Genomic DNA, 21681 nt, shown 5'->3' on the forward strand with positions numbered 1-21681 from the left:
GGGCCTCGAGCTCGGCGACCCGGGCGGCGACCTGGGTCAGGTGGGTCAAGGTCTGTGCGGTCTCGGCGGGGTCCATCGACCAGAGCGAGGCGTCGGCGTTGTTGGTGCTCGCCGGTCCGTCAACCGCCTCTGGGCCGCTCGGGGCGAAGGGCATCCTCATGGGTGACAGCGCGCGATGCGAGGTTCCGCGGCGACGGCGTTCTCCCGCGCTCGACGAGACTGGCCTGGACCAGTTGCCAGGGGAACGTAACGAGTGTCACTGACCGGACGTTGGGGCGGCACCATCCTCACCTCGCCCACAAGGGGTACCTGTGAAACGTTCACCCGCCGCCGGCGCCGCTCTCGCCCTGGGCGTCGCAGTCTCTGGCCTCTTCGCGACCACGGTAGGCCCGGCCACCGTGGCGCCCGCCAACGCTTCCGTGCAGGGCCTTCTCGACGATGCTGCCCTCTCCGGCGTGTTCACGGGCGGGCGGCTGCCCGCCGGCACCTTGCACGTCTCCATCAAGGAAGGCGACTGGCGCGAGTTGCCCGAAGGGGGCTCGTTCGAGCTGTACCCGGTCCCCGTAGATGGCGTGCACATCTCCGGCGACACCTGGTGGGTTTCGCTCGACCCGGCCAGCGTCCCCGCGAAGTTCGTCGCATCCGACGGCCAGGTCGACTTTATGATCGAGGGGCATGACCCTGCCTCTGGAGACGCCGTGTTCCACACCGTCTCCGCACAGCGCGTCACCAGCCTTGCCGGAGACCTCACCCGGTGGATCCGCGCCGACGCGCCGATCCAGGAAGGCTGGATGTCGATGCCCGGGCTGCCGTCCACTCAACCGATGAACACCGCGGCAGCACCGACGGTTCCCGTGTTCGGTGGCGCCGACGCCGGCAGCGACAACCTCGAAGCCGACATGAACACCTCTACGGTCATCCCGGACACGGGCGAGCTCACCGGCATCCCCCTCGAGCTGATCAAGAGCCCGACCGGGTCCGTTGCAGACGACGGCGGCTCAACGGACTACGGTTCGCTGCTGCCGACTCCGGACAGCCTCGCCAGCGTCGACGCTGCGGCGGCGGCACCGTACAACTGCCAGGAGATCAGCGGCTACCGCGGCGACCTGCAGACGACCATTGCCACGGGCTACCCCGTCGGGGGCGACGAGTCCAGCCTCACCTACACCTCGACCTTGAAGACGACGTCGGGAAGCGCGATCTCGGCGTCCGGCGGGTGGAGCGAGTCCGGCACCGAGAGCACCACGGACGGTTGGGGAGCGGACTTCTTGAAGGACTCCTCCAAGCGCAGTTACCGGACGGTGGTCACTTACGGCTACTACACCTGCTACAACGTCGCCGGCTACTACTCCCACTGGGTGTTCCCGATCAAGCAGCCAGGTGCCGCCTACTACTACTACCTTTCCAGCGCCCCCAACTGGACCCGCTGCCAGCCCGTGTACAACGACATCATCTGGAAGCGGGAGCAGGCGAAGGAGAACGCCTACGAGTCGAGTTACGGTGTGAAGGCCAAGAGCTACATCGGTATCGAGATGACCTCGCGGCACAGCTACAACCTCTCAGGCAAACTGCGTTACCACGTCACGCACGGCAACAAGCGCGTCTGTGGCAACAACGACTCTCCGGGGCAGGCCGGGAAGGTTCAGGAGAAGTACTGATGCGGACCGCGGTCAGCGCCATGCTCCGCCACCGTCTGGCTGTGGCCGTCGGCACGGTTGTCGTGGCGCTGGCCGCGTTCGGGCTCTGGACGCTGCCCAGCATCAGTCCCAGCGCCCGCGGCGGCGATGGGCCGGGCCCCCTGACGATCAAGGCCGGTAACACCGAACTGGTCTTCCCCGCGCCGCCGGTTTCTGCCTCCTGGTCCGCGACGGCCGGCGGACTCCTCCTGTGTGCGCCAGGGTCCGAGGTCGCCATCACGAAGGTCGCCCCGCTGCATGGCTCCAACGCGGAGACCTTCGACGCCTACGTCCGGTCATTCACGATCCGGTCCCACGCCGACCCTGTCGCCGAACCCGTCATCGGCGGGTACGGGACGCCTCCGCGGATCGGCGGCCGCGGGGACGCACACCAGGACCGGCTGGCCGGTCACCTCCAAACCGCGGCGGGCGCCACCGGTCTCCGACCGCCGCGCTGTGAGGACTCAACAAGCGCACCCGGAGAAGCTGCCGTAGAGCTCATGGTGGGGTTGACCGCAGGACGCCAGGGGGCCGCTTTCGACGGGTTCACGGTCGACTACGATGTGGCCGGGCACCACTACCGGACCCGGGTCAACCTCCGGGTCACGCTATGCGGCACGAGGGTGACCGAGCCTGACTGCCCCCGCTGACGCTCTCACCGGCGCGCTCCCTGGTACCCCGGTGACGCCGCACGATGGCTACACGGGTGCTCCACCCCAGCGCCTTCGGCGACAACGGGCGGCCGGGGCGCAGCCGAGGGCTCCTCGCACCAACGAGCACAGTCGGGGTGGGGTGCGCTTGGTAACTTGGTCGGCTGGTAGTGGCGCCGTCCCACCGGCGAAACGGCGTCGCTTCGAGTCTCGTGGCTGCCTCGATGTGCATGATCGGGATACAACTCTGGGCGACGTGCGTCGCAGACGGAGCCACCCAGCGGATGCTCACCCACCACCTCGGGTGGTCGGGCTTCTCAAGCCTTCGGTGGTACGTCGACCCGGCAACGCGGGTAGCGGTGCGCTCCGTGTGACTGCGGCACAAGTACACCATCGGCGAACGAACTCAGGCGTGACGTATCCACGCTAAGCGACATAGGACGTGTGCTCGGAAAGTCAACAGTCAGGACGGACGAGCGTGAAAGAACTTCGAGGACGTCGGGCCCATGGCGAGGTGGCGGCCAGTGACCCGGGAGGCGAAGCGCAACCCGACGCCGACCTCTCCCGTTAGCTGCCGAGAACCGCAACCACCAGCCGACCGCGAGCCGAAGCACAGCCGGCACCAGTCGGGTAAGGCCCTGCCCGTGCTTGCGGGGCCTCGCCGGCGCTCGCTGCTCGACCACCGGTGGCATCGGCGGCGACGACCCTCGACGCCGGGGGTGGCTCAGGGCAGCAGCATCGAGTACGCGCCCGGCTCGACCCGCCAGGTGCGCTGCCGCTCGGGGCCGTAGATCTCGCCGTCCGCACTGCACCAGAACGGCCCGCCGGAGACCGAGACGGTGGTGCCTCGGAGGTAGGTGCTGTCGTCCTGCCGGTGGTGGGTGCGCAGCCCGAGGCGCGCGCCGTACAGCAGCCGGGACACCGGCCCGACGGCCCGGGAGATCATCACGTCGACCTTCCCGTCGAGCGGGCTGGCCTCCGGGGTCAGGTGGGTGCCGCCGCCGACGGACGGGCCGTTGCCGATCGCCACCATCAGCACCGGGTCCGCCAGGTCGCAGACGACCTCGCCGTCGACCTCGACCCGCAGCCGCACGCTCGGCGGGTCGATCGCGGTCAGCGCCGCCCCGATCGGGTAGCCGAGCTTGCCCAGGTTGAGCCGGCCGACGCCGATCGACCCGAGCCGGCCCTTCCACGTCGCGCCCTTGCGGCTGGCCTCGGCGCCGGCGCCCACGTGCACGCTGTTGACCACGATCTCGCCGACCTCGTCGACGACGAGGTCCATGCGCCGCGGCCGGTCGCGCAGCACCACGCGGGCGGCCTCCTCGATGTCGAGCGGGATGTCGGTCCCGCGCGCGAAGTCGTTGCCGGTGCCCAGCGGCAGCAGCCCGAGGACCGCGCCCGTCAGCTCCTGGCGGCGGTACAGCGCGGAGATGACCGCGTGCAGGCTGCCGTCGCCGCCGGCGACGACGATCCGGCGCGAGCCAGCGCGGTGCAGCACGCCGTCGAGCTCGCCGGGGTTGGCCGTGGCCGCCACCTCGACCGAGGCCCGCTCGCGGAGCACCGCGAGCGCGGCTGCCAGCGACTCCTCGTCGGAGGTGCCGGCCTCACTGTTGGTGATCACGAGGAGGGGGTCCACGTCGCGGACCCTATCCGAGCCGTCGAGGCCGGCCCTCACCCTTTGGTAACGTGTGGCCGCAAGAGCTCCGGTGCACTTGTGCCGGAGCTGTTTCGTTTCTTGTGGAAGTGAGCGCGCAGATGCCCGCGATCGCCATCATCGGTGCCCAGTGGGGTGACGAGGGGAAGGGCAAGGCGACCGACCTGCTCGGCACCAGAGTCGACTACGTCGTGAAGTTCAACGGCGGCAACAACGCCGGGCACACGGTCGTCATCACCGACGCCTCCGGGCACACCGAGAAGTACGCCCTGCACCTGCTGCCCAGCGGCATCCTCACCCCCGGCTGCACACCCGTCATCGGCAACGGCGTCGTCGTCGACCTGGCCGTGCTGTTCGAGGAGCTGGAGGCGCTCGAGCAACGCGGTGTCGACGTCAGCCGGCTCCGGATCAGCGCCAACGCGCACGTGATCGCGGACTACAACCGCACCCTGGACAAGGTCACCGAGCGCTTCCTGGGGTCCCGGCGCATCGGCACGACGGGACGCGGCATCGGCCCGACGTACGCCGACAAGATGAACCGCATCGGCCTCCGGATCCAGGACATCTTCGACGAGAAGATCCTGACCCAGAAGGTCGAGGGCGTGCTCGACCTCAAGAACCAGGTCCTCACCAAGATCTACAACCGCCGCGCGGCCACCGTCGAGGCGACCGTGGAGGAGCTGCTGGCCTTCGCCGACCGGCTCCGGCCGATGGTCTGCGACACCGGGCTGCTGCTCAACGAGGCGCTCGACCGGGGCGAGACCGTGCTCCTGGAGGCCGGGCAGGCGACGCTGCTCGACGTCGACCACGGCACCTACCCGTTCGTGACGTCCTCGTCGGCGACCGCCGGCGGTGCGTGCACCGGCTCGGGGATCCCGCCGCGCCGCCTGGACCAGGTGATCGGCATCGTGAAGGCCTACACCACCCGCGTCGGCGAGGGGCCGTTCCCGACCGAGCTGTTCGACGAGTTCGGTGCCCACCTGAGCAAGGTCGGGGCCGAGTTCGGGGTCACGACCGGCCGGCCGCGACGCTGCGGGTGGTACGACGCGGTCATCGCGCGCTACGCCGCCCGGGTCAACGGGGTGAGCGACTTCGTGCTCACCAAGCTCGACGTGCTCACCGGTCTGGACCAGGTGCCGGTGTGCGTCGCGTACGACGTCAACGGCGTGCGCCACGACGAGATGCCGGTCAACCAGAGCGACTTCCACCACGCGGTCCCGATCTACGAGTACCTCCCCGGTTGGTGGGAGGACATCTCCCACGCGCGGACGTTCGAGGAGCTCCCCGCCAACGCCCAGGCCTACGTCAAGGCCGTCGAGGCGCTGTCCGGGGCCCGCATCTCGGCCGTCGGCGTCGGACCCTCCCGCGACGCGACCATCGCCATCCACGACCTGATCTGAGACCGTTCGGGGCATGCCCGACCCCACCCCGCTCGACCCGGTGGCGGCGATCGACCGCCTGCGGGCGGCGTTCGGCGGACCCGCCGCCCACCGCACCCTGCACGCGAAGGGCCGGTTCTACGCCGGCACCTTCACCCCCACGGCCGAGGCGGGCGCGCTCGGGCGCGCACGCCACCTCCACGAGCCGACGCCGGTGCTGGTCCGCTGGTCCAACGCCGGCGGCAACGCCGCCGTCCCGGACCCGAAGCCCGACATCCGGGGCATGTCCGTGAAGTTCCGGCTCACCGACGGCACCTCGACCGACCTGCTCGGCCAGACGTCGCCCCGGTTCCCGACCGACGACCCCGAGGAGTTCGTCGCGATGACCGAGGCGTCGGTCCACAAGCTGACGTTCCCGCTGTTCCTCGCCCGGCACCCCCGGATGGTGCCGGCGATCGTGGCCGGCGTACGGGGCAAGGCGATCTCGTCGCCGGTGACGTTCGCGGAGACGACGTTCTACCCCATCCACGCGTACGGCTGGCTGGACGCCGGGGGTCGGCGCACCTGGGTCCGCTACTCGTTCGTCCCCACCGCGACGAAGGCGGACCGGCTCGAGCGGCGCTTCACCGGGCCGGACCGGCTCTTCGAGGAGATCGCGGCCCGGCTCGACCGCGGGCCGGTCACCCACGAGGTGCGGGTGCAGGTCGCGGGCGAGGGGCACGACCCGCACTCGGCGACGTCGGTCTGGAAGGGCGCCCGCGAGCTGGTCGCCGGCCGGATCGTGGTCGCCGAGGCGCTGCCCGACCAGGAGGACGCCGGCCCGGTGGTGTTCGACCCCACCCGGGTGGTGGACGGCGTCGAGCTCTCCGACGATCCCATCCTGCGATACCGCCCGGTGGCCTACACGGAGTCGGTCTCGCGCCGCGGCTAGGGTTGCGGCCCGTGAAGATACTCGTCATCGGCACGGGCGGCCGCGAGCACGCTCTGGCCCGGGCGCTCTCGCTCGACCCGGCGGTGACCGAGGTGCATGCCGCGCCGGGCAATCCCGGCATCGCCGCCGTCGCGGCCCTCCACGCCGTGGACCCGATGTCGGGCGGTGCGGTCGCCGACCTGGCCGAGCGGCTGGGCGTCGATCTCGTGGTCGTCGGACCCGAGGCGCCGCTGGTCGCCGGGGTCGCGGACGCCGTGCGCGAGCGGGGCATCGCGGTCTTCGGGCCGTCGCAGGCGGCGGCGCGCCTCGAGGGCTCCAAGGCGTTCGCGAAGGACGTGATGTCCGCGGCCGGGGTCCCCACCGCTGCCTCGGTGCTCTGCACCTCCGCCGGCGAGGCCGCCGGAGCGTTGGAGCGGTTCCGGGCGCCGTACGTGGTGAAGGACGACGCGCTGGCCGCCGGCAAGGGGGTCGTCGTCACCCGGGACCGTGACCAGGCGCTCGAGCACGCGGCGCTCTGCACGTCACGAGGGGGCGGCCGGGTCGTGGTCGAGGAGTTCCTGGACGGCCCCGAGGTGTCGGTGTTCGCGATCTGCGACGGGTCGACGGCCTATGCGCTGCAGCCCGCGCAGGACTTCAAGCGGATCTTCGACGGCGGTCGCGGGCCCAACACCGGCGGCATGGGCTCCTACACCCCGCTGACCTGGGCGCAGCCCGACCTGGCCGAGGTCGTCCTCGCGACCGTCGTCCGGCCGACCCTGGACGAGATGGCCCGCCGCGGCTCGCCGTTCGTCGGCTGCCTGTACGTCGGCCTCGCGCTGACGCCCGGTGGGCCGCGGGTCATCGAGTTCAACGTCCGGTTCGGCGACCCGGACATCCAGCCGGTGCTGTCGGTGCTCGAGTCCCCGCTGGGCCAGCTGCTCGCCGCCGCGGCCGCGGGACGGCTCTCCGAGGTGCCCGCTCCGGTCTTCCGCGACGGTGCCGCGGTGACGGTGGTGCTCGCCTCCGCCGGCTACCCCGAGTCCTCCTCGGCGGGCGACGTGATCACCGGCGTCGACCTGGCCGAGCAGCAGGACGGGGTGGACGTCATCCACGCCGGCACCGCGGTCCGCGACGGCGACCTGGTCACCGCCGGCGGCCGGGTGCTGGCCGTCCGCGCGGTCGGGGCCGACGTCGCCGAGGCGCGTCGTACGGCGTACGCCGCCGCCGACCTCGTCTCGTTCCCCGGCCTGCAGCGGCGCTCCGACATCGCGGCCGAGCCGCTCGGGGTGGTCGAGGGCGGGTCCCTGCGTTGACCCGCCAAGGGCGGGCGGCGGGCGTGGGAGAATCACCACCCGTGACCGTCCCCAACGTCCTGGCCACCCGCTACGCCTCCGCCGAGCTCGCCCGCATCTGGTCCCCCGAGCACAAGATCGTGCTGGAGCGGCAGCTGTGGATCGCGGTCCTGGAGGCGCAGCGCGACCTCGGCATCCCGATCCCCGACGGGGTGGTCGAGGCGTACCGGGAGGTCGTGGAGGAGGTCGACCTCGAGTCGATCGCGGCCCGGGAGCGGGTCACCCGCCACGACGTGAAGGCGCGGATCGAGGAGTTCTCGGCGCTCGCGGGCCACGAGCACATCCACAAGGGCATGACCTCGCGCGACCTCACCGAGAACGTCGAGCAGCTGCAGGTCAGGCAGAGCCTGGCGCTGGTCCGCGACCGGGCCGTCGCCGCGCTCGCCCGGCTCGGCCGGCTGGCCGCCGAGCACGAGGCGACCGTGATGGCCGGACGCAGCCACAACGTCGCCGCGCAGGCGACCACGCTCGGGAAGCGGTTCGCGACGGTCGCCGACGAGATGCTGGTCGCCCTCGAGCGGGTCGAGGACCTGCTGGTGCGCTACCCGCTGCGCGGCATCAAGGGCCCGATGGGGACCGCGCAGGACATGCTCGACCTGCTCGACGGCGACGCCGGCAGGCTCGCCGAGCTCGAGCAGCGGGTCGCGGCGCACCTGGGCTTCGAGCGGGTGCTGACCAGCGTCGGGCAGGTCTACCCGCGCAGCCTTGACCTCGACGTCGTCAGTGCGCTCGTCCAGCTGGTGTCCGGCCCGTCGAACCTCGCGACCACGACCCGGCTGATGGCCGGCAACGAGCTGGTGACCGAGGGCTTCAAGGAGGGCCAGGTCGGCTCCTCGGCGATGCCGCACAAGATGAACAGCCGCTCGGCCGAGCGGGTCAACGGGCTCTCCGTCGTGCTGCGCGGCCACCTCTCGATGGTCAGCGAGCTCGCCGGCGACCAGTGGAACGAGGGCGACGTCTCCGACTCCGTCGTACGCCGGGTCGCCCTGCCGGACGCGTTCTTCGCCGCCGACGGGCTGTTCGAGACGTTCCTGACGATCCTCGACGAGTTCGGCGCCTTCCCCGCGGTGATCCAGCGCGAGCTGGACCGCTACCTGCCGTTCCTCGCCACCACCAAGGTGCTGATGGCCGCGGTCCGCAACGGGGTGGGCCGGGAGGTCGCCCACGAGGCGATCAAGGAGGCGGCGGTCGGCACCGCGCTCGACCTGCGCCGCGGCCAGGCCGAGAACGACGTCTTCGCCCGCCTCGCCGCCGACACCCGGCTGGGCCTGACCGCCGACCAGCTCGCGTCCCTGGTGGCCGAGCCGATCACGTTCACCGGCGCGGCCGTCGCGCAGGTGCAGGCCGTCGTCCGCCGGATCGCCGAGGTGACCGACCGGCACCCCGCGGCCGCCGCGTACGGCCCCGGCGACATCCTCTAGTCGGGCGCTGCGGGCTGCCGGCCCCAGGTGACGGTCTCGGCCACACCCCGGCCGGAGCGCCCGCGCGCAGCGCCTCGACGTCGGCTGGCGCAGGGAGCGCAGTGCCATGGGCGATGATGGCGCCATGCGCAGTGCCGTCGACGTGACCGTCACCGGCCGGGTGCAGGGCGTCTCGTTCCGCTACTACGCCGAGCGCGAGGCGGACCGCCTGGGGGTCGCTGGCTGGGTCCGCAACGAGCCCGACGGGACGGTGGCGGCCCACGTCGAGGGCGCTCCCGGCGCGGTGGACGGCTTCGTGCGGTGGTGCCACGACGGCCCGCGGCTCGCCCACGTCGAGAGGGTCGACGTACGCGACGGGCCCGACGAGGGGCTCACGTCGTTCGGGGTCCGGTGACCCCGCGTCAGGCGCGCGCCGTACCGCCCCAGTTGGCGAGCTTGGCGGCGACCGCGCTCAGGTCGGCGCGCCACACGTCCTCGGGCACCGGCGGCAGGATGTCGTCCCACTCGACGGCGTAGGAGCCCAGGATGCTCGGCTGGCCCAGGGTGCGGGCGAAGAACCACACGTGGCAATGGGAGCCGCCGTCGCCCCAGCGGTTCACGTGCACGCGACCGATGTGGGGGAGCCCCTGGACGATGCGGACCACGCGGTTGGAGATCCGGCCGAACTGGGAGGAGAGCTCGTCGTCCAGGTCGCCGAAGTCCAGGTGCTCGCGGGTCCACAGCGTCAGCACCAGCGGCATCCCGGACGGCTTCGCGTCCCGGGTGAGGATCCAGTCGTCGTCCTCCCAGACGACGCGGTCGGCCTCGAAGCCGGCACACGCGGCGCACGGCCGGCCGCCGTCCTCGCCGACCCGCGGCTGCTCCTCGGCGGGTGGTGGCAGCACCTTCGGTACGACGGCCCCGTCGACGGCCTCCCAGGGGAAGACGTCCCACTCGGCGCTCGGCGGCGTCGGCAGCCGACCCTCGGCCCCGACCGCCGCCACGACCCTGGCGTACACCTCTTCAGCGGACTCCGGCATACCGGACACTGTCTCAGACGCTCCCGGGCCGAGCCGCCCTCGGCTCCTCCTAGAGTGGGCCCGTGCCCGACCTCAACATCCCGACCGCGCCGGCGATCCCGAACGCCACCCACCTCCACTCCGGCAAGGTCCGCGACCTCTACGAGCTGCCGGGCGGCGAGCTGCTGATGGTCGCCAGCGACCGGATCTCGATCTTCGACTTCGTGCTGGACACGACGATCCCCGACAAGGGCGAGATCCTGACCCGGATGTCGCTCTGGTGGTTCGACCGGCTCGCCGACCTGGTGCCCAACCACGTCCTCTCCACCGACGTCCCCGAGCAGGTCCGGGGCCGGGCCGTGGTGTGCGAGCGGCTCGACATGTACCCGGTCGAGTGCGTCGCCCGCGGCTACCTCACCGGCTCCGGGCTGGTCGACTACCGGGCGTCCGGCGCGGTCTGCGGCATCGCGCTCCCGGCCGGGCTGGTGGACGGCAGCCGGCTGCCGGAGCCGATCTTCACCCCGGCCACGAAGGCCGAGCTCGGCGAGCACGACGAGAACGTCTCGTACGACGCGGTCGCGGGCACCATCGGGTCCGAGCGAGCGGCCGAGCTCCGCGACCTGACGCTGCGCGTGTACGCCCGCGCGGAGACGATCGCCCGCGAGCGCGGCATCGTCCTCGCCGACACCAAGCTGGAGTTCGGCGCCCGGCCCGACGGCACGACCGTGCTCGCGGACGAGGTGCTCACGCCGGACTCCTCGCGCTTCTGGCCCGCCGCCGAGTGGGAGCCCGGCCACGCGCAGCCGTCGTACGACAAGCAGATCGTGCGCAACTGGGCGCTCTCCCCGGAGTCCGGGTGGGACCGATCCTCCGGCGAGGCCCCGCCGCCGCTGCCGGCCGAGGTCGTCGAGCGGACCCGTAGCCGGTACGTCGAGGCCTACGAGCTGCTCACCGGCGAGCGGTGGTAGTCGTCGCCTTCGCGGTGCCCCGGGAGGTCGCCTTCGACTACCTCGTGGACCCGCGACACCGGCCCGAGTGGCAGTCGAGCCTGGCCCGGGTCGAGCACGTCGACGGCCAGGTACAGGTCGGCCAGACCTGGGTGGACGTCACCCGCCCCGGCTTCCGGCCGCGGATGGAGACCACCGAGCTGGACCGGCCGCGGCGCTGGTCCGAGCGAGGCACCTGGCACGGCCTCACCGCCGTCCTCACCCTGGACTTCGCCGAGGCCCCCGGCGGGTGCGAGGTGACCGCCACGATGAGCGTCACCGGTCGGGGCGCGGCGGCGCTGCCGGCGCGGGTCCTGGGCGCGCTCGCTCCCCGTGCGGTCGGGGCCGACCTGCGCCGAGCGGCGAGTAGGTTGACCTCACGGCCCTGGTAGAGACCGCAGCGATGGAGGCGACGCACGTGACGACGTACAACCTGGCGACCCTGCTCGAGGGCAGCGCCGCCACCCACCCGGACCGCACGGCGATCGTGCTGAACGACACCCGGCTCACCTACGCCGAGGTCGACTCGTTCGCGAACATGGTCGCCAACCTGCTGGTGTCGCGCGGCATCCGGCCGGGTGACAAGGTCGCGCTGTCGTGCCCCAACCTGCCCTACTTCACGGTCGTCTACTTCGGCATCCTCAAGGCCGGCGCCACCGTCGTCCCGCTCAACGTGCTGCTCAAGGGCCGCGAGGTGGCCTACCACCTCGCCGACTCCGAGGCGAAGGCGTACTTCTGCTTCCAGGGCACGCCCGAGCTGCCGATCGGCGAGGCCGGGTACGCCGGCTTCACCGACACCCCGGACTGTGAGCACTTCTTCGTGATCACCGCCGACCTCGGCGCACCCTCGCCGATCGACGGCACCCCCGAGAATCCGGTGGAGACGATGGCCCAGGCGATGGCCGGCCAGCCGGGGACCTTCGACAGCGTCGCCACCGACGAGGACGACACCGCGGTGATCCTCTACACCTCCGGGACCACCGGGCAGCCGAAGGGCGCCGAGCTGCGGCACCGCAACATGCGCGACAACGCGCTGCTCGGCGAGCCGCTGTTCGGGGCCGATCCCGAGAAGCCCGACACCTACCTGTGCGTGCTGCCGCTGTTCCACTCCTTCGGCCAGACCGTCAGCCAGAACGGCGCGTTCGCGTACGGCGGCACCGTCGTGATGCTGCCCCGCTTCGAGCCGCACGCGGCGCTCGACCTGATGCTCAAGGAGCGGATCACGTTCTTCGCGGGCGTGCCGACGATGTACTGGGGGCTGCTCGGCGCGCTCGAGGACGGGGTCGACGTGTCCGCGCTGGCCGACAACCTGAGGGTCGCGGTGTCCGGCGGCTCGGCCCTCCCGGTCGAGGTGCACAAGGAGTTCGAGAAGCGGTTCGGGGTCACGATCCTCGAGGGCTACGGCCTGTCGGAGACCTCGCCGGTCGCGAGCTTCTCGAAGTACGGCGAGCCCGCTCGCCCGGGCTCGATCGGCGTGCCGGTCCCGGGCGCGGAGATGAAGCTGATCGCTCCCCCTGACGCGGGTGGGGACTGGACCGAGGTCGAGGGCGCCGGCGAGATCGGCGAGATCGCGATCAAGGGGCACAACGTGATGAGGGGCTACTTCAACCGGCCCGACGCCACCGCCGAGGTCATCCGCGACGGCTGGTTCCGCTCCGGCGACCTGGCCCGCCGCGACGAGGACGGCTGGTACTACATCGTCGACCGGTCCAAGGACATGATCATCCGCGGTGGCTACAACGTGTACCCGCGCGAGATCGAGGAGGTCCTGATGACCCACCCGGGCGTCTCGCTGGCCGCGGTGATCGGCGTACCCGACGAGAGCCACGGCGAGGAGATCAAGGCCGTGGTGATCCGCAAGGACGGCTCCGACCTGACCGAGGCGGACCTGATCGCCTGGTCCAAGGAGCAGATGGCCAACTACAAGTACCCGCGCCAGGTCGAGTTCGTCACCTCGCTGCCGATGACCTCCACCGGCAAGATCCTCAAGCGCGAGCTGAGCTGATCGGGACGCGGCGGCCCCCGGAGGAGTTTCATCGGCCGGCCGATGAAACTCGGCGACCGCCCGGCTACGCGAACGGGTTCGGCAGGGCGCCAGGCAGCCCGGCCAGCAGCTCGCGGGCCTGGCCGGCGACCTTGTGCTCGACGAGCACCTCGTACTTGGTCGCGACGACCTGGGTGACCGAGGAGAAGTCCCGCCGGCCGCGGGTCAGGGCGTAGCCGAGCAGCGCCCAGACCAGCCCGAAGACCGCGCCGAACAGCATCGTGGAGACGATCATCGCCAGCGCGTTCTCGTCGACGAAGATCGCGAAGACCAGCCCCACGAACAGGCCGAGCCAGATGCCGGACAGGACCCCGCCGAGTGCGACCCGGCCGGTGGTGAGTCGCCCGGTGATCCGCTCGACCCGCTTGAGATCGGTGCCGACGATCATCAGGTGCTGCACGGGGAAGTGCTGGTCGGAGAGGAAGTCGACCGTCTTCTGGGCGGTGGCGTAGTCGTCGTAGACGGCGAGGGACTGGGGGAACTCCAGCTTCAGCGGGGAGGGACCCGGGACTCCGGTGGGCATGCTCATGCCGTCCAGTCTGGCGCGGACCCCGTGCCGGGACCACCTAGACTGTGCCGCGTGCCGCGCGTAGTCGTCGATGTCATGCCCAAGCCCGAGATCCTCGATCCCCAGGGCAAGGCCGTCCTCGGCGCGCTGCCGCGCCTGGGCTTCAGCGGCGTCACCGACGTCCGCCAGGGCAAGCGGTTCGAGCTCGAGGTCGACGGCGAGATCACCGCGGAGGTGCTCGAGCAGGTGCGCCAGATGGCCGCCACGCTGCTGTCCAACCCGGTGATCGAGGACTTCACGGTGGCGATCGAGACCGTGCCCGCCGCCGTGTCGGTGGTCGACCCCGCCGAGTCGCGCTCGTGAAGGTCGGGGTCGTCACCTTCCCGGGCTCGCTGGACGACGTCGACGCGCAGCGCGCGGTCCGGGTCGCCGGCCACGAGGCGCTCGCGCTCTGGCACGGCGACCACGACCTGCGCGGTGTGGACGCGGTGATCCTGCCGGGCGGCTTCTCGTACGGCGACTACCTGCGCTGCGGCGCCATCTCGCGGTTCTCCCCGGTGATGACCGAGGTGGTCGAGGCCGCCGGGCGGGGGATGCCGGTCCTCGGCATCTGCAACGGCTTCCAGATCCTGTGCGAGTCCCACCTGCTGCCGGGCGCGCTGATCCGCAACGACCACCGCAGGTTCGTCTGCCGCGACCAGCGGCTGCGCATCGAGGACACCGACACGCCCTGGACCGCGGCGTACGCCCCCGGCGCCGAGATCACCGTCCCGCTGAAGAACGGCGAGGGCGGGTTCGTCGCCGACGCGGAGACCCTCGACCGGATCGAGGGCGAGGGCCGGGTCGTGGCGCGCTACCTCGACGGCAACCCGAACGGGTCGCTGCGCGACATCGCCGGCGTCACCAACGAGCGCGGCAACGTGGTCGGCCTGATGCCGCACCCCGAGCACGCCGTCGAGGACCTCACCGGCCCGGGCACCGACGGGCTCGGATTCTTCGTCAGCCTCGCCGAGCGGGTCCTCGCGTGAGCCCGCAGCTGGCCTTCCGCCGGGTGGCGATCGCCGAGGCGGTGACCTGGGCGCTGCTCCTCGCCGGCATGTTCCTCAAGTACGTCACCGAGACCACCGAGCTCGGCGTCCGCGTCTTCGGGATGATCCACGGCGTCGTCTTCATCTCCTACTGCCTCACCGCGGTCCTGGTCGCCGTCGACCAGCGCTGGAGCCGCGGCCGGCTGCTGCTCGGCCTCGCCGCCGCGGTGCCGCCGTTCGCGACCGTGCCGTTCGACCGGTACGCCGAGCGCCGCGGTGGCCTCGGCACCGCCTGGCGGCTCACGACCTCCGCGCCGACCGGTCGCGTCGACCGGCTGGTCGGCTGGCTGCTGCGCAACCCGCTCCACGGCGCGCTCGCGGGCGTGGTCGCCGTCGGCGTCCTCACCGGGGTCGCGCTGCTCGTCGGACCGCCTGCCGGCTGACGCCGCCGGGGCCGATCCGGCTCAGCTGCGCACCCGGGCGGAGTTGAGCGCCCTCCAGGTCTGGTTGCCGGCGACGCCGGTGACGTCGAGCCTCACGAACTTCTGCCAGGCCTTGAGCGCGCTCGTGGTGCGCTCGTCGAAGACGCCGGTCGCCTTGACCGGGACCTCGCGGTCGGTGACGGCGTTGAGCGTCCGCTGGACGCGACGCACCGCCGGGCCCACCGACCCGAACTTGACCACGGTGCGCTCGCCGGCACTCAGCAGGGACACCCAGTTGCGGCGCGACCAGGTCGACGAGACGGCCAGTCCGACCTGGGCCTGCCAGGCGTTGGCCGCCTTCACGGTGCGGGTGGTGTAGAAGCCGCTGACCTTGCCGGCGTACAGGCCCTGCTCCTGCAGGAGGCACTGCAGCGCCTTCACCTTCGCGGGGGGCGGGGTGGTGCCGGTGCTCGCCGGCTGGAGCGTCGGGTAGAGCCCGAAGCCGATCTTCACGCCGCCGCAGTGGGTCTCGGGAACGGCCACCGAGCCCTGGCCGACGTCGAGGAAGTTGCGGTCGATGTTGATCGTCACGCCGCCCCAGGTCTCGTCGTGACCGCCCTGGTACTGCTTGATCCGCGCGTGCGGACGCCAGCCGTCCTCGCGGATGTACGACGAGGACGTGTTGGCCTTGCCGTCCCAGCGGGCCAGCCAGATCTGGTCGGGCAGCACGACCTGGTCGGGCCGGTTGACCCGGGCGTCGTCGAGCATCTTGATGCCGGACCCGGCGCTCGAGTACACCCCGGAGAGGTACCCGAGCCGGTGGATCTGCCAGGTCCAGCCGCTGAGGAAGGCCAGCGCGGACTCGCGGCACCTGGTGTTGCGCAGGTCGAAGCCCTCGAGGTCGTACCAGAGCGTGCTGCCCGGCGCGATGCCGAGGTCCGAGGCGGCGCCCACGCTCTTGATCGCCTCGGCCTTGCCCTGCTGCTTGGCCTTGCTGTACCCGCCGTTGGCGCCCGGTCGCGGGATGATCGTCGCGTCGTCGCCGTACCGCGGGAACCGCGGCTGGCAGGAGGCCTGCGGGCCGAGCGTGATCGGCAGCAGCCGCCAGCCCTTCGCGAGCTGGCGGCTGACCCAGGTGGGGGTCAGGTTCGGCTGCTCACGGCAGGCGCGGGAGTCGCCCGAGACGTAGATGCCGACCGCGAAGAACGGCGAGCTCTGCAGCCAGTGGTTCATCTTGCGCTGGTCGGGGGTGTGGCACTGGTCGAAGCCGAAGCCGGTGAAGTCGCCCGGTGTGACCGGGTTGGCGGCCCGCTTGCCGACGGCCGCGGCGGAGGCGGTGCCGGCGGCGTCGGCCGGACCGCCGGGGCCGAGGGCGGCGACCGTCGTCACCGCGAGCAGGCCGCCGGTGGCGGCGACGAGTGCGCGCCGCAGCAGGGTGCGAGGGGTCCGGGGGGAGGGGCGAGACATGGCGGGAGCTCCAAGTCGAAGGCAGGAGAGGTAGCGGGTGGAAGTCGGGCTGCCTCCCGTCGAGGTCCAGCAACCATAACCTCAGAGGTCACACCCGTCACAGCCTTCGACGAACTACCGACCTGGAGTTCCGGGCCGCCGGGCGCAAGGTTCGCGCAAGCGGCGGCGCCGTCCGCGCGATCGGCTCAGGCTGGGAGTGCTCGTGCCGATGGCTCGATCGAAGGGGGAACGATCATGGGCGATGCCGAGACGACCTGGACCGGGGGGGACACCACCTGGACCACGCCGCCCTGCCTGGGCCTGGTCCCGCACTTCCACGGCGACCCGGCGATGGGCGGGGTGCCGCAGGCGAGCGCGGACGGCCACTGGTGGTGGGACGGCCGGCACTGGACCCCGGTGCACGTGCCGACCCTCGCCGACGCCCGGGCGGCGGCCCAGGAGACGGCCCAGGAGACGGCTCAGCCGGCCCCCGCCTGGGCGAGGGCCGGCTGAGCCTGCCGAGCCGTCGTACCGCGGTCAGGCCGCCTCGGCGGCCACCGCCTCGACCTGCTCGACCTGCTCGTCGGGGAGCCCGACCGGCCGCGGCGCCCGCACGGGCAGCCCGACCAGGGCCACGACGGTCGCCAGCGCGGCGAACGCCGCCGAGGTGAGGAAGGCCGGCTGCAGGCCCGGGACCAGCTCGCCGGGTACGGCGCCCGCGGCGTAGACCGACACGATCGCGGCCACCCCGACGGCGCTGCCGAGCTGCTGGGTGGTCTGCAGCAGGCCGGAGGCGGACCCGGCGTGCTCGGGCTCGACGCCACCGAGCACGGTCGCGGTGATCGGCATGAACACCAGCCCGGTGGCGAGACCGGCGATCACCATCGGCCCGAACACCGCCGCGAGGTAGCTGTCGGTGGTGCCGATCGTGCTCAGCCACGCGTAGCCGGCGGCCAGCGCGGCGCTGCCGACGAGGATCATCGTCCGGGCGCCGAACCGGACCAGCAGCTCGGGCGTGACCCGCGACATCGCGAAGATGCCGAGGCTGAACGGCAGGAACGCGACGCCGGCCATCAGCGGGCCGAAGCCGAGCACGCCCTGGACGTACTGCACGACCAGGAAGAACATCGACAGGTTCGCGCCGATCATCAGTGCCATCACGGCGAGCGCGGCAACCCGGGGCCGGTTGCGCACGAGAGCCGGCTGCACCATCGGGTGCGGGTGGCGCACCTCGGTGCGGGCCAGCAGGGCCAGCAGGGCGACGCCGATCGCGAAGCCGCCGAGGGTGCGCGCCGCGGTCCAGCCGTGCTCGGGGGTGCCGATCAGCGCCCAGACGAGGGACACCGCGCCGAAGGTCGCGCTCAGCGCCCCGACCACGTCGAAGCGGCCGGGGCGGCGGCGGGTCTCGTCGACGTACCGCGGCGCGAGCAGGAGCACGGCGATCCCGAGCGGGACGTTGATGAACAGCGTCCAGCGCCACGACCCGACGTCGGTGAGCAGGCCGCCGAGCAGCAGCCCGATCGAGGCACCGCCGGAGGACACCGCGCCGAACAGCGCGAAGGCGCGGTGGCGCGCGGCCTCGTCGGGAGCGCTCGTGGTGAGCAGGGCGAGCACGCTCGGGGCGGCGAGCGCGGCGCCGACGCCCTGGAGGGTGCGCGCCGCGATCAGCTGCCCGGGCGTCTGGGCGAGACCGCCGAGCGCCGAGCCGAGGGTGAACACGGCGAGCCCGGCCTCGAAGACCTTGAGCCGGCCGAAGACGTCACCGAGCCGGCCGCCCAGGAGCAGCAGGCCGCCGAAGGCGAGCGTGTAGGCGTTGAGGATCCACGACAGCGACGCCGGGCCGAAGCCCAGGTCGGCGTCGATGCGGGGCAGCGCGACGTTCACGACCGTCGCGTCGAGGACGAGCATGAGCTGGGCGACCAGCACGATCGCGATGCCGGTGGCCGCCCGTCCCGCGTTCGGCGGGAGGTCGGTGGGGAGGGTGTCACGGGACATGAGGTGAGGTCCTGTTCTGGCCCGGCGGGCCGCGGTACAGTAGATCCGGAGGATGACTCCGCTTCCTGCACCACGATACGGAGACAGTCTCCGGTTAGCAAGGCCTTTCTTCGATTGGGGTGAGATCTCCGTGCGTGCCGACGCCAGGCGCAACTACGACCGGATCGTCGAGGTCGCCCGGGAGGTCTTCCGCGAGCAGGGGTACGACGCCTCCCTCGACGAGATCGCGAAGCGCGCGGGGGTCGGGCCGGGCACGCTCTACCGGCACTTCCCGAAGCGGGAGAACCTGCTCGACGCGGTCATGCAGTCCTGGGTGGACCGGGTCAACGAGGCCGTCGCCAAGGCGCTGACCCACGAGGGCTCCGACCGCGAGCTGCTGCTCGGCTGGTTCGAGGAGTATGTCCGGCTGATCAGCGTGCACCGTGGCGCGCCGGCGAAGATCACCTCGGCGATGGGCGACCCCGACTCGCCGATCATGACCAAGTGCCAGGTCCTGGCCCGGGCCAACGACCGGGTGATCGAGCACCTCCGCGAGGACGGCGCCATCCGCGACGGCGTCGAGACCCTCCAGGTGTGCCGCCTGGTCGGAGGCGTCGCGACCGTCGCCGACCAGGGCGACCTCGACCCCGACGCCGTCCGCCCGATGCTCGCGGTCGTCGCCGACGGGCTGCTGAGGTAGCACGCGCCAGCGGACCACTTCGTCGGTGGCCGAGCAGCGACGGAGCGTGGGGAGACCCGGGGCGCCGGGCGTCGGTTTCCCCGGGTACCCGGGGAAACCAGTACTCCTAGGGCGAAACTTCGGCCCACCAGTGCAGGTATTGGCCCACCGAGCCCCGCCGGGTGGCCCTCCGACGGTCCGGCTCGCGGGCGGATGTGGTCGCGCCGTCGTGCGCCGGTAGATTGACGCCGTGCTCGACACCGTCGCCGTCGCCGCCGAGGACCCCCACCACGACCAGCCGTGGGCCGACCTCGGCCTCAAGTCGGACGAGTACGCCCGGATCCGCGAGATCCTCGGCCGCCGGCCGACCAGCTCCGAGCTCGCGATGTACTCGGTGATGTGGAGCGAGCACTGCTCCTACAAGAGCTCCAAGGTCCACCTCAAGCAGTTCTCCGAGCTCGCGGACGTCCTGGCGCGGCAGGAGGCGCCCACCGGCCGCCTGCTCGCCGGCATCGGCGAGAACGCCGGCGTGGTCGACATCGGCCACGGCTACGCCGTCACGTTCAAGATCGAGTCGCACAACCACCCGTCGTACGTCGAGCCCTACCAGGGCGCGGCGACCGGCGTCGGCGGCATCGTCCGCGACATCCTGGCCATGGGGGCACGTCCGGTCGCGGTGATGGACCCGCTGCGCTTCGGTCCGCTCGACGCCGAGGACACCCACCGGGTGCTGCCCGGGATCGTCGCCGGCGTGGGCGGCTACGGCAACTGCCTGGGCCTCCCGAACATCGGCGGCGAGGCGGTCTTCGACGAGACCTACCTGGGCAACCCGCTGGTCAACGCGCTCTGCGTGGGCGTGCTGCGCCACGAGGACCTGCACCTCGCGAAGGCGTCCGGCGTCGGCAACCAGGTGATCCTGTACGGCGCCCGCACGGGCGGCGACGGCATCGGCGGTGTCTCGGTGCTGGCGTCGGAGACGTTCGACGCGGACGGACCGGCGAAGCGGCCCAGCGTCCAGGTCGGCGACCCGTTCATGGAGAAGCTGCTCATCGAGTGCACGCTCGAGATCTTCGCCGCCGGCCTGGTCGCCGGCATCCAGGACCTCGGCGGCGCCGGACTGTCCTGCGCCACCTCCGAGCTGGCCAGTGCCGGCGACGGCGGCATGCACGTCGAGCTGGACCGGGTCCCGCTGCGCGACTCCACGCTCGCGCCGGAGGAGATCCTGATGAGCGAGTCGCAGGAGCGGATGATGGCGGTCGTCGAGCCCGGCGACGTCGACGCCTTCCTCGCGATCTGCGCGAAGTGGGACGTCGAGGCGGTCGTCGTAGGCGAGGTCACCGACACCGGCCGGCTGCAGATCGACTGGCACGGCGAGCGCGTGGTCGACGTGCCGCCGCGCTCGGTCGCGCACGACGGCCCGACGTACCACCGCCCCTTCCAGCGGCCGGCCTGGCAGGACGACCTGCAGGCCGACGCGGCCGAGTCGCTGCCGCGCCCGGGCTCCGGCGAGGAGCTGCGCAAGACCCTGCTGACGCTGGTCGCGAGCCCCAACCTGTGCGACAAGTCGTGGATCACCGACCAGTACGACCGCTACGTGCGCGGCAACACCGTGCTCGCCCAGCCCAGCGACAGCGGCATGGTCCGCGTCGACGAGGAGAGCAACCTGGGGGTCTCGGTCGCGACCGACTGCAACGGCCGGTTCGCGCTCCTGGACCCGTACGCCGGCGCGCAGCTCGCCCTCGCGGAGGCCTACCGCAACGTGGCCACCGGCGGCGCGACACCGCTGGCGATCTCCGACTGCCTCAACTTCGGCTCGCCCGAGGACCCGGCGGTGATGTGGCAGTTCGCCGAGGCCTGCCGAGGCCTGAAGGACGGCTGCCTCGAGCTCGGCATCCCGGTCACCGGCGGCAACGTCAGCCTCTACAACCAGACCGGCGAGACCGCGATCCTCCCGACCCCGGTGGTCGCCGTGCTCGGCGTGATCGAGGACGTCACCCGGCGTACGCCGTCGGCCTGGTCGACCGGCGGGGAGCGGGTCTTCCTGCTCGGCGAGACCCGCGAGGAGCTGTCCGGGTCCGAGTGGGCCCACGTCGTGCACGGCCACCTCGGCGGGCTGCCGCCCCTCCTCGACCTGGAGGCCGAGCGGACCCTCGCCGAGCTGCTCCACGAGGCCGTCGGCCTGATCAGCTCCGCGCACGACCTCTCCGACGGCGGCCTCGCGCAGGCTCTCGTCGAGGGCGCCCTGCGCCACGGCGTGGGCGTGGCCGTCGAGGTCCCCGGGGACCCGTTCGTCGGGCTCTTCAGCGAGTCGCCGGGCCGGGTCGTCGTGACCGTCCCCGACGGCGACGCCGAGCGGCTGGTCGAGCTCGCCGAGAGCCACGGGGTCGAGCTGACCGCGCTCGGGGTCACCGGCGGCGACACGCTCGTGGTCGAGGGCCAGTTCGAGGTGCCGCTCGAGGACCTGCGCGCCGCCTGGACCGCCACCCTGCCCGCGGCCCTCGGCTGACCGTGGCCGCAGCCGCAGCCTGCGACGGTTTCCCCGGGTACCCGGGGA

Annotated in this window: 21 protein-coding genes; 16 read left to right on the forward strand and 5 right to left on the reverse strand. The window is 72.1% G+C overall.

The genetic code is table 11. The features are described 5' to 3' along the window. Positions 1–311: 311 nt before the first annotated feature. Both QMC84_RS19505 and QMC84_RS19510 read left to right on the forward strand, forming a co-directional pair. Positions 312–1658 carry a hypothetical protein gene (locus QMC84_RS19505; RefSeq protein WP_300377707.1) on the forward strand — a complete coding sequence of 449 codons (1347 nt, stop codon included), beginning with the start codon at positions 312–314 and terminating at the stop codon, positions 1656–1658. Then, complete coding sequence (locus QMC84_RS19510; RefSeq protein ID WP_300377709.1) at positions 1658–2326, forward strand: hypothetical protein; 669 nt, start codon at positions 1658–1660, stop codon at positions 2324–2326. The genes QMC84_RS19505 and QMC84_RS19510 overlap by 1 nt, the downstream gene beginning before the upstream one ends. 724 nt (positions 2327–3050) lie before the next feature. On the opposite strand, the gene QMC84_RS19515 is transcribed toward QMC84_RS19510, so the two are convergent. Next, positions 3051–3962: a diacylglycerol kinase family protein gene (locus QMC84_RS19515; protein ID WP_300377711.1), complete on the reverse strand. Its 912-nt coding sequence runs from the start codon at positions 3960–3962 to the stop codon at positions 3051–3053. A 119-nt stretch (positions 3963–4081) separates the two neighbouring features. Between QMC84_RS19515 and QMC84_RS19520 the strand changes: the two genes are divergently transcribed. The 5 genes from QMC84_RS19520 to QMC84_RS19540 all read left to right on the forward strand — a co-directional run bounded on the left by QMC84_RS19520 (position 4082) and on the right by QMC84_RS19540 (position 9436). Further along, positions 4082–5380, forward strand: a complete 1299-nt coding sequence (locus QMC84_RS19520; protein ID WP_300377919.1) for an adenylosuccinate synthase — start codon at positions 4082–4084, stop codon at positions 5378–5380. Between the two features lie 13 nt (positions 5381–5393). After that, a complete protein-coding gene (locus QMC84_RS19525; protein ID WP_300377713.1) occupies positions 5394–6290 on the forward strand; it encodes a catalase in 897 nt (298 codons plus the stop codon). A gap of 11 nt (positions 6291–6301) precedes the next feature. Further along, a complete protein-coding gene (gene purD, locus QMC84_RS19530; protein WP_300377715.1) occupies positions 6302–7582 on the forward strand; it encodes a phosphoribosylamine--glycine ligase in 1281 nt (426 codons plus the stop codon). A 41-nt stretch (positions 7583–7623) separates the two neighbouring features. Beyond that, positions 7624–9042 (forward strand): adenylosuccinate lyase, encoded by a 1419-nt coding sequence (gene purB, locus QMC84_RS19535; protein ID WP_300377717.1) that lies wholly within the window; start codon positions 7624–7626, stop codon positions 9040–9042. 124 nt (positions 9043–9166) lie between these two features. After that, positions 9167–9436 carry an acylphosphatase gene (locus tag QMC84_RS19540; RefSeq protein WP_300377720.1) on the forward strand — a complete coding sequence of 90 codons (270 nt, stop codon included), beginning with the start codon at positions 9167–9169 and terminating at the stop codon, positions 9434–9436. Positions 9437–9443: 7 nt separating this feature from the next. On the opposite strand, the gene QMC84_RS19545 is transcribed toward QMC84_RS19540, so the two are convergent. Continuing rightward, complete coding sequence (locus QMC84_RS19545; RefSeq protein ID WP_300377722.1) at positions 9444–10061, reverse strand: hypothetical protein; 618 nt, start codon at positions 10059–10061, stop codon at positions 9444–9446. A gap of 62 nt (positions 10062–10123) precedes the next feature. On the opposite strand from QMC84_RS19545, the gene QMC84_RS19550 reads away from it, so the two are divergent. The 3 genes from QMC84_RS19550 to QMC84_RS19560 are packed head-to-tail and all read left to right on the forward strand — an operon-like array spanning position 10124 to position 13031. Next, positions 10124–11008 (forward strand): phosphoribosylaminoimidazolesuccinocarboxamide synthase, encoded by an 885-nt coding sequence (locus tag QMC84_RS19550; RefSeq protein WP_300377724.1) that lies wholly within the window; start codon positions 10124–10126, stop codon positions 11006–11008. Then, entirely contained in the window at positions 11002–11418 is a 417-nt protein-coding gene (locus QMC84_RS19555; protein WP_300377726.1) for an SRPBCC family protein, read from the forward strand. The genes QMC84_RS19550 and QMC84_RS19555 overlap by 7 nt, the downstream gene beginning before the upstream one ends. 26 nt (positions 11419–11444) lie before the next feature. Next, positions 11445–13031 carry a long-chain fatty acid--CoA ligase gene (locus tag QMC84_RS19560; RefSeq protein WP_300377728.1) on the forward strand — a complete coding sequence of 529 codons (1587 nt, stop codon included), beginning with the start codon at positions 11445–11447 and terminating at the stop codon, positions 13029–13031. Positions 13032–13095: 64 nt separating this feature from the next. Here QMC84_RS19560 and QMC84_RS19565 read toward each other — a convergent pair whose 3' ends face one another. Next, positions 13096–13593 carry a general stress protein gene (locus tag QMC84_RS19565; protein WP_300377921.1) on the reverse strand — a complete coding sequence of 166 codons (498 nt, stop codon included), beginning with the start codon at positions 13591–13593 and terminating at the stop codon, positions 13096–13098. A gap of 57 nt (positions 13594–13650) precedes the next feature. On the opposite strand from QMC84_RS19565, the gene purS reads away from it, so the two are divergent. From purS to QMC84_RS19580, 3 genes are read left to right on the forward strand one after another with little or no spacing between them, the layout of a single operon-like run. Continuing rightward, positions 13651–13941 carry a phosphoribosylformylglycinamidine synthase subunit PurS gene (gene purS / locus QMC84_RS19570; protein WP_300377730.1) on the forward strand — a complete coding sequence of 97 codons (291 nt, stop codon included), beginning with the start codon at positions 13651–13653 and terminating at the stop codon, positions 13939–13941. Further along, positions 13938–14606, forward strand: a complete 669-nt coding sequence (gene purQ, locus QMC84_RS19575; protein ID WP_300377733.1) for a phosphoribosylformylglycinamidine synthase subunit PurQ — start codon at positions 13938–13940, stop codon at positions 14604–14606. The genes purS and purQ overlap by 4 nt, the downstream gene beginning before the upstream one ends. Continuing rightward, entirely contained in the window at positions 14603–15049 is a 447-nt protein-coding gene (locus QMC84_RS19580; protein WP_300377736.1) for a DUF3817 domain-containing protein, read from the forward strand. The genes purQ and QMC84_RS19580 overlap by 4 nt, the downstream gene beginning before the upstream one ends. Before the next feature lie 21 nt (positions 15050–15070). Here the strand turns inward: QMC84_RS19580 and QMC84_RS19585 are convergent, their stop codons facing one another. Beyond that, on the reverse strand, positions 15071–16495 hold the full coding sequence (locus QMC84_RS19585) for a glycoside hydrolase domain-containing protein (RefSeq protein WP_300377739.1): 1425 nt from the start codon (positions 16493–16495) through the stop codon (positions 15071–15073). Positions 16496–16729: 234 nt separating this feature from the next. On the opposite strand from QMC84_RS19585, the gene QMC84_RS19590 reads away from it, so the two are divergent. Next, a complete protein-coding gene (locus QMC84_RS19590; protein ID WP_300377742.1) occupies positions 16730–16987 on the forward strand; it encodes a hypothetical protein in 258 nt (85 codons plus the stop codon). A gap of 24 nt (positions 16988–17011) precedes the next feature. Here QMC84_RS19590 and QMC84_RS19595 read toward each other — a convergent pair whose 3' ends face one another. Next, on the reverse strand, positions 17012–18469 hold the full coding sequence (locus tag QMC84_RS19595; protein ID WP_300377745.1) for an MFS transporter: 1458 nt from the start codon (positions 18467–18469) through the stop codon (positions 17012–17014). Between the two features lie 130 nt (positions 18470–18599). Here QMC84_RS19595 and QMC84_RS19600 point away from each other — a divergent pair, with 130 nt between their 5' ends. Continuing rightward, positions 18600–19148, forward strand: a complete 549-nt coding sequence (locus tag QMC84_RS19600) for a TetR/AcrR family transcriptional regulator (protein WP_300377748.1) — start codon at positions 18600–18602, stop codon at positions 19146–19148. Between the two features lie 229 nt (positions 19149–19377). Beyond that, positions 19378–21633 carry a phosphoribosylformylglycinamidine synthase subunit PurL gene (purL, locus tag QMC84_RS19605; RefSeq protein ID WP_300377752.1) on the forward strand — a complete coding sequence of 752 codons (2256 nt, stop codon included), beginning with the start codon at positions 19378–19380 and terminating at the stop codon, positions 21631–21633. Positions 21634–21681: the final 48 nt, after the last annotated feature.

Source organism: Nocardioides sp., from assembly GCF_030019515.1.
Classification (GTDB): Bacteria; Actinomycetota; Actinomycetes; order Propionibacteriales; family Nocardioidaceae; genus Nocardioides.

Bases quoted from the DNA above. Each gene is read 5' to 3' on its own strand.
- QMC84_RS19510 (WP_300377709.1), top strand. From the start codon at position 1,658: ATGCGGACCGCGGTCAGCGCCATGCTCCGCCACCGTCTGGCTGTGGCC.
- QMC84_RS19520 (WP_300377919.1), top strand. From the start codon at position 4,082: ATGCCCGCGATCGCCATCATCGGTGCCCAGTGGGGTGACGAGGGGAAG.
- QMC84_RS19525 (WP_300377713.1), top strand. From the start codon at position 5,394: ATGCCCGACCCCACCCCGCTCGACCCGGTGGCGGCGATCGACCGCCTG.
- QMC84_RS19540 (WP_300377720.1), top strand. From the start codon at position 9,167: ATGCGCAGTGCCGTCGACGTGACCGTCACCGGCCGGGTGCAGGGCGTC.
- QMC84_RS19545 (WP_300377722.1), bottom strand. From the start codon at position 10,061: ATGCCGGAGTCCGCTGAAGAGGTGTACGCCAGGGTCGTGGCGGCGGTC.
- QMC84_RS19565 (WP_300377921.1), bottom strand. From the start codon at position 13,593: ATGCCCACCGGAGTCCCGGGTCCCTCCCCGCTGAAGCTGGAGTTCCCC.
- QMC84_RS19585 (WP_300377739.1), bottom strand. From the start codon at position 16,495: ATGTCTCGCCCCTCCCCCCGGACCCCTCGCACCCTGCTGCGGCGCGCA.
- QMC84_RS19590 (WP_300377742.1), top strand. From the start codon at position 16,730: ATGGGCGATGCCGAGACGACCTGGACCGGGGGGGACACCACCTGGACC.
- QMC84_RS19595 (WP_300377745.1), bottom strand. From the start codon at position 18,469: ATGTCCCGTGACACCCTCCCCACCGACCTCCCGCCGAACGCGGGACGG.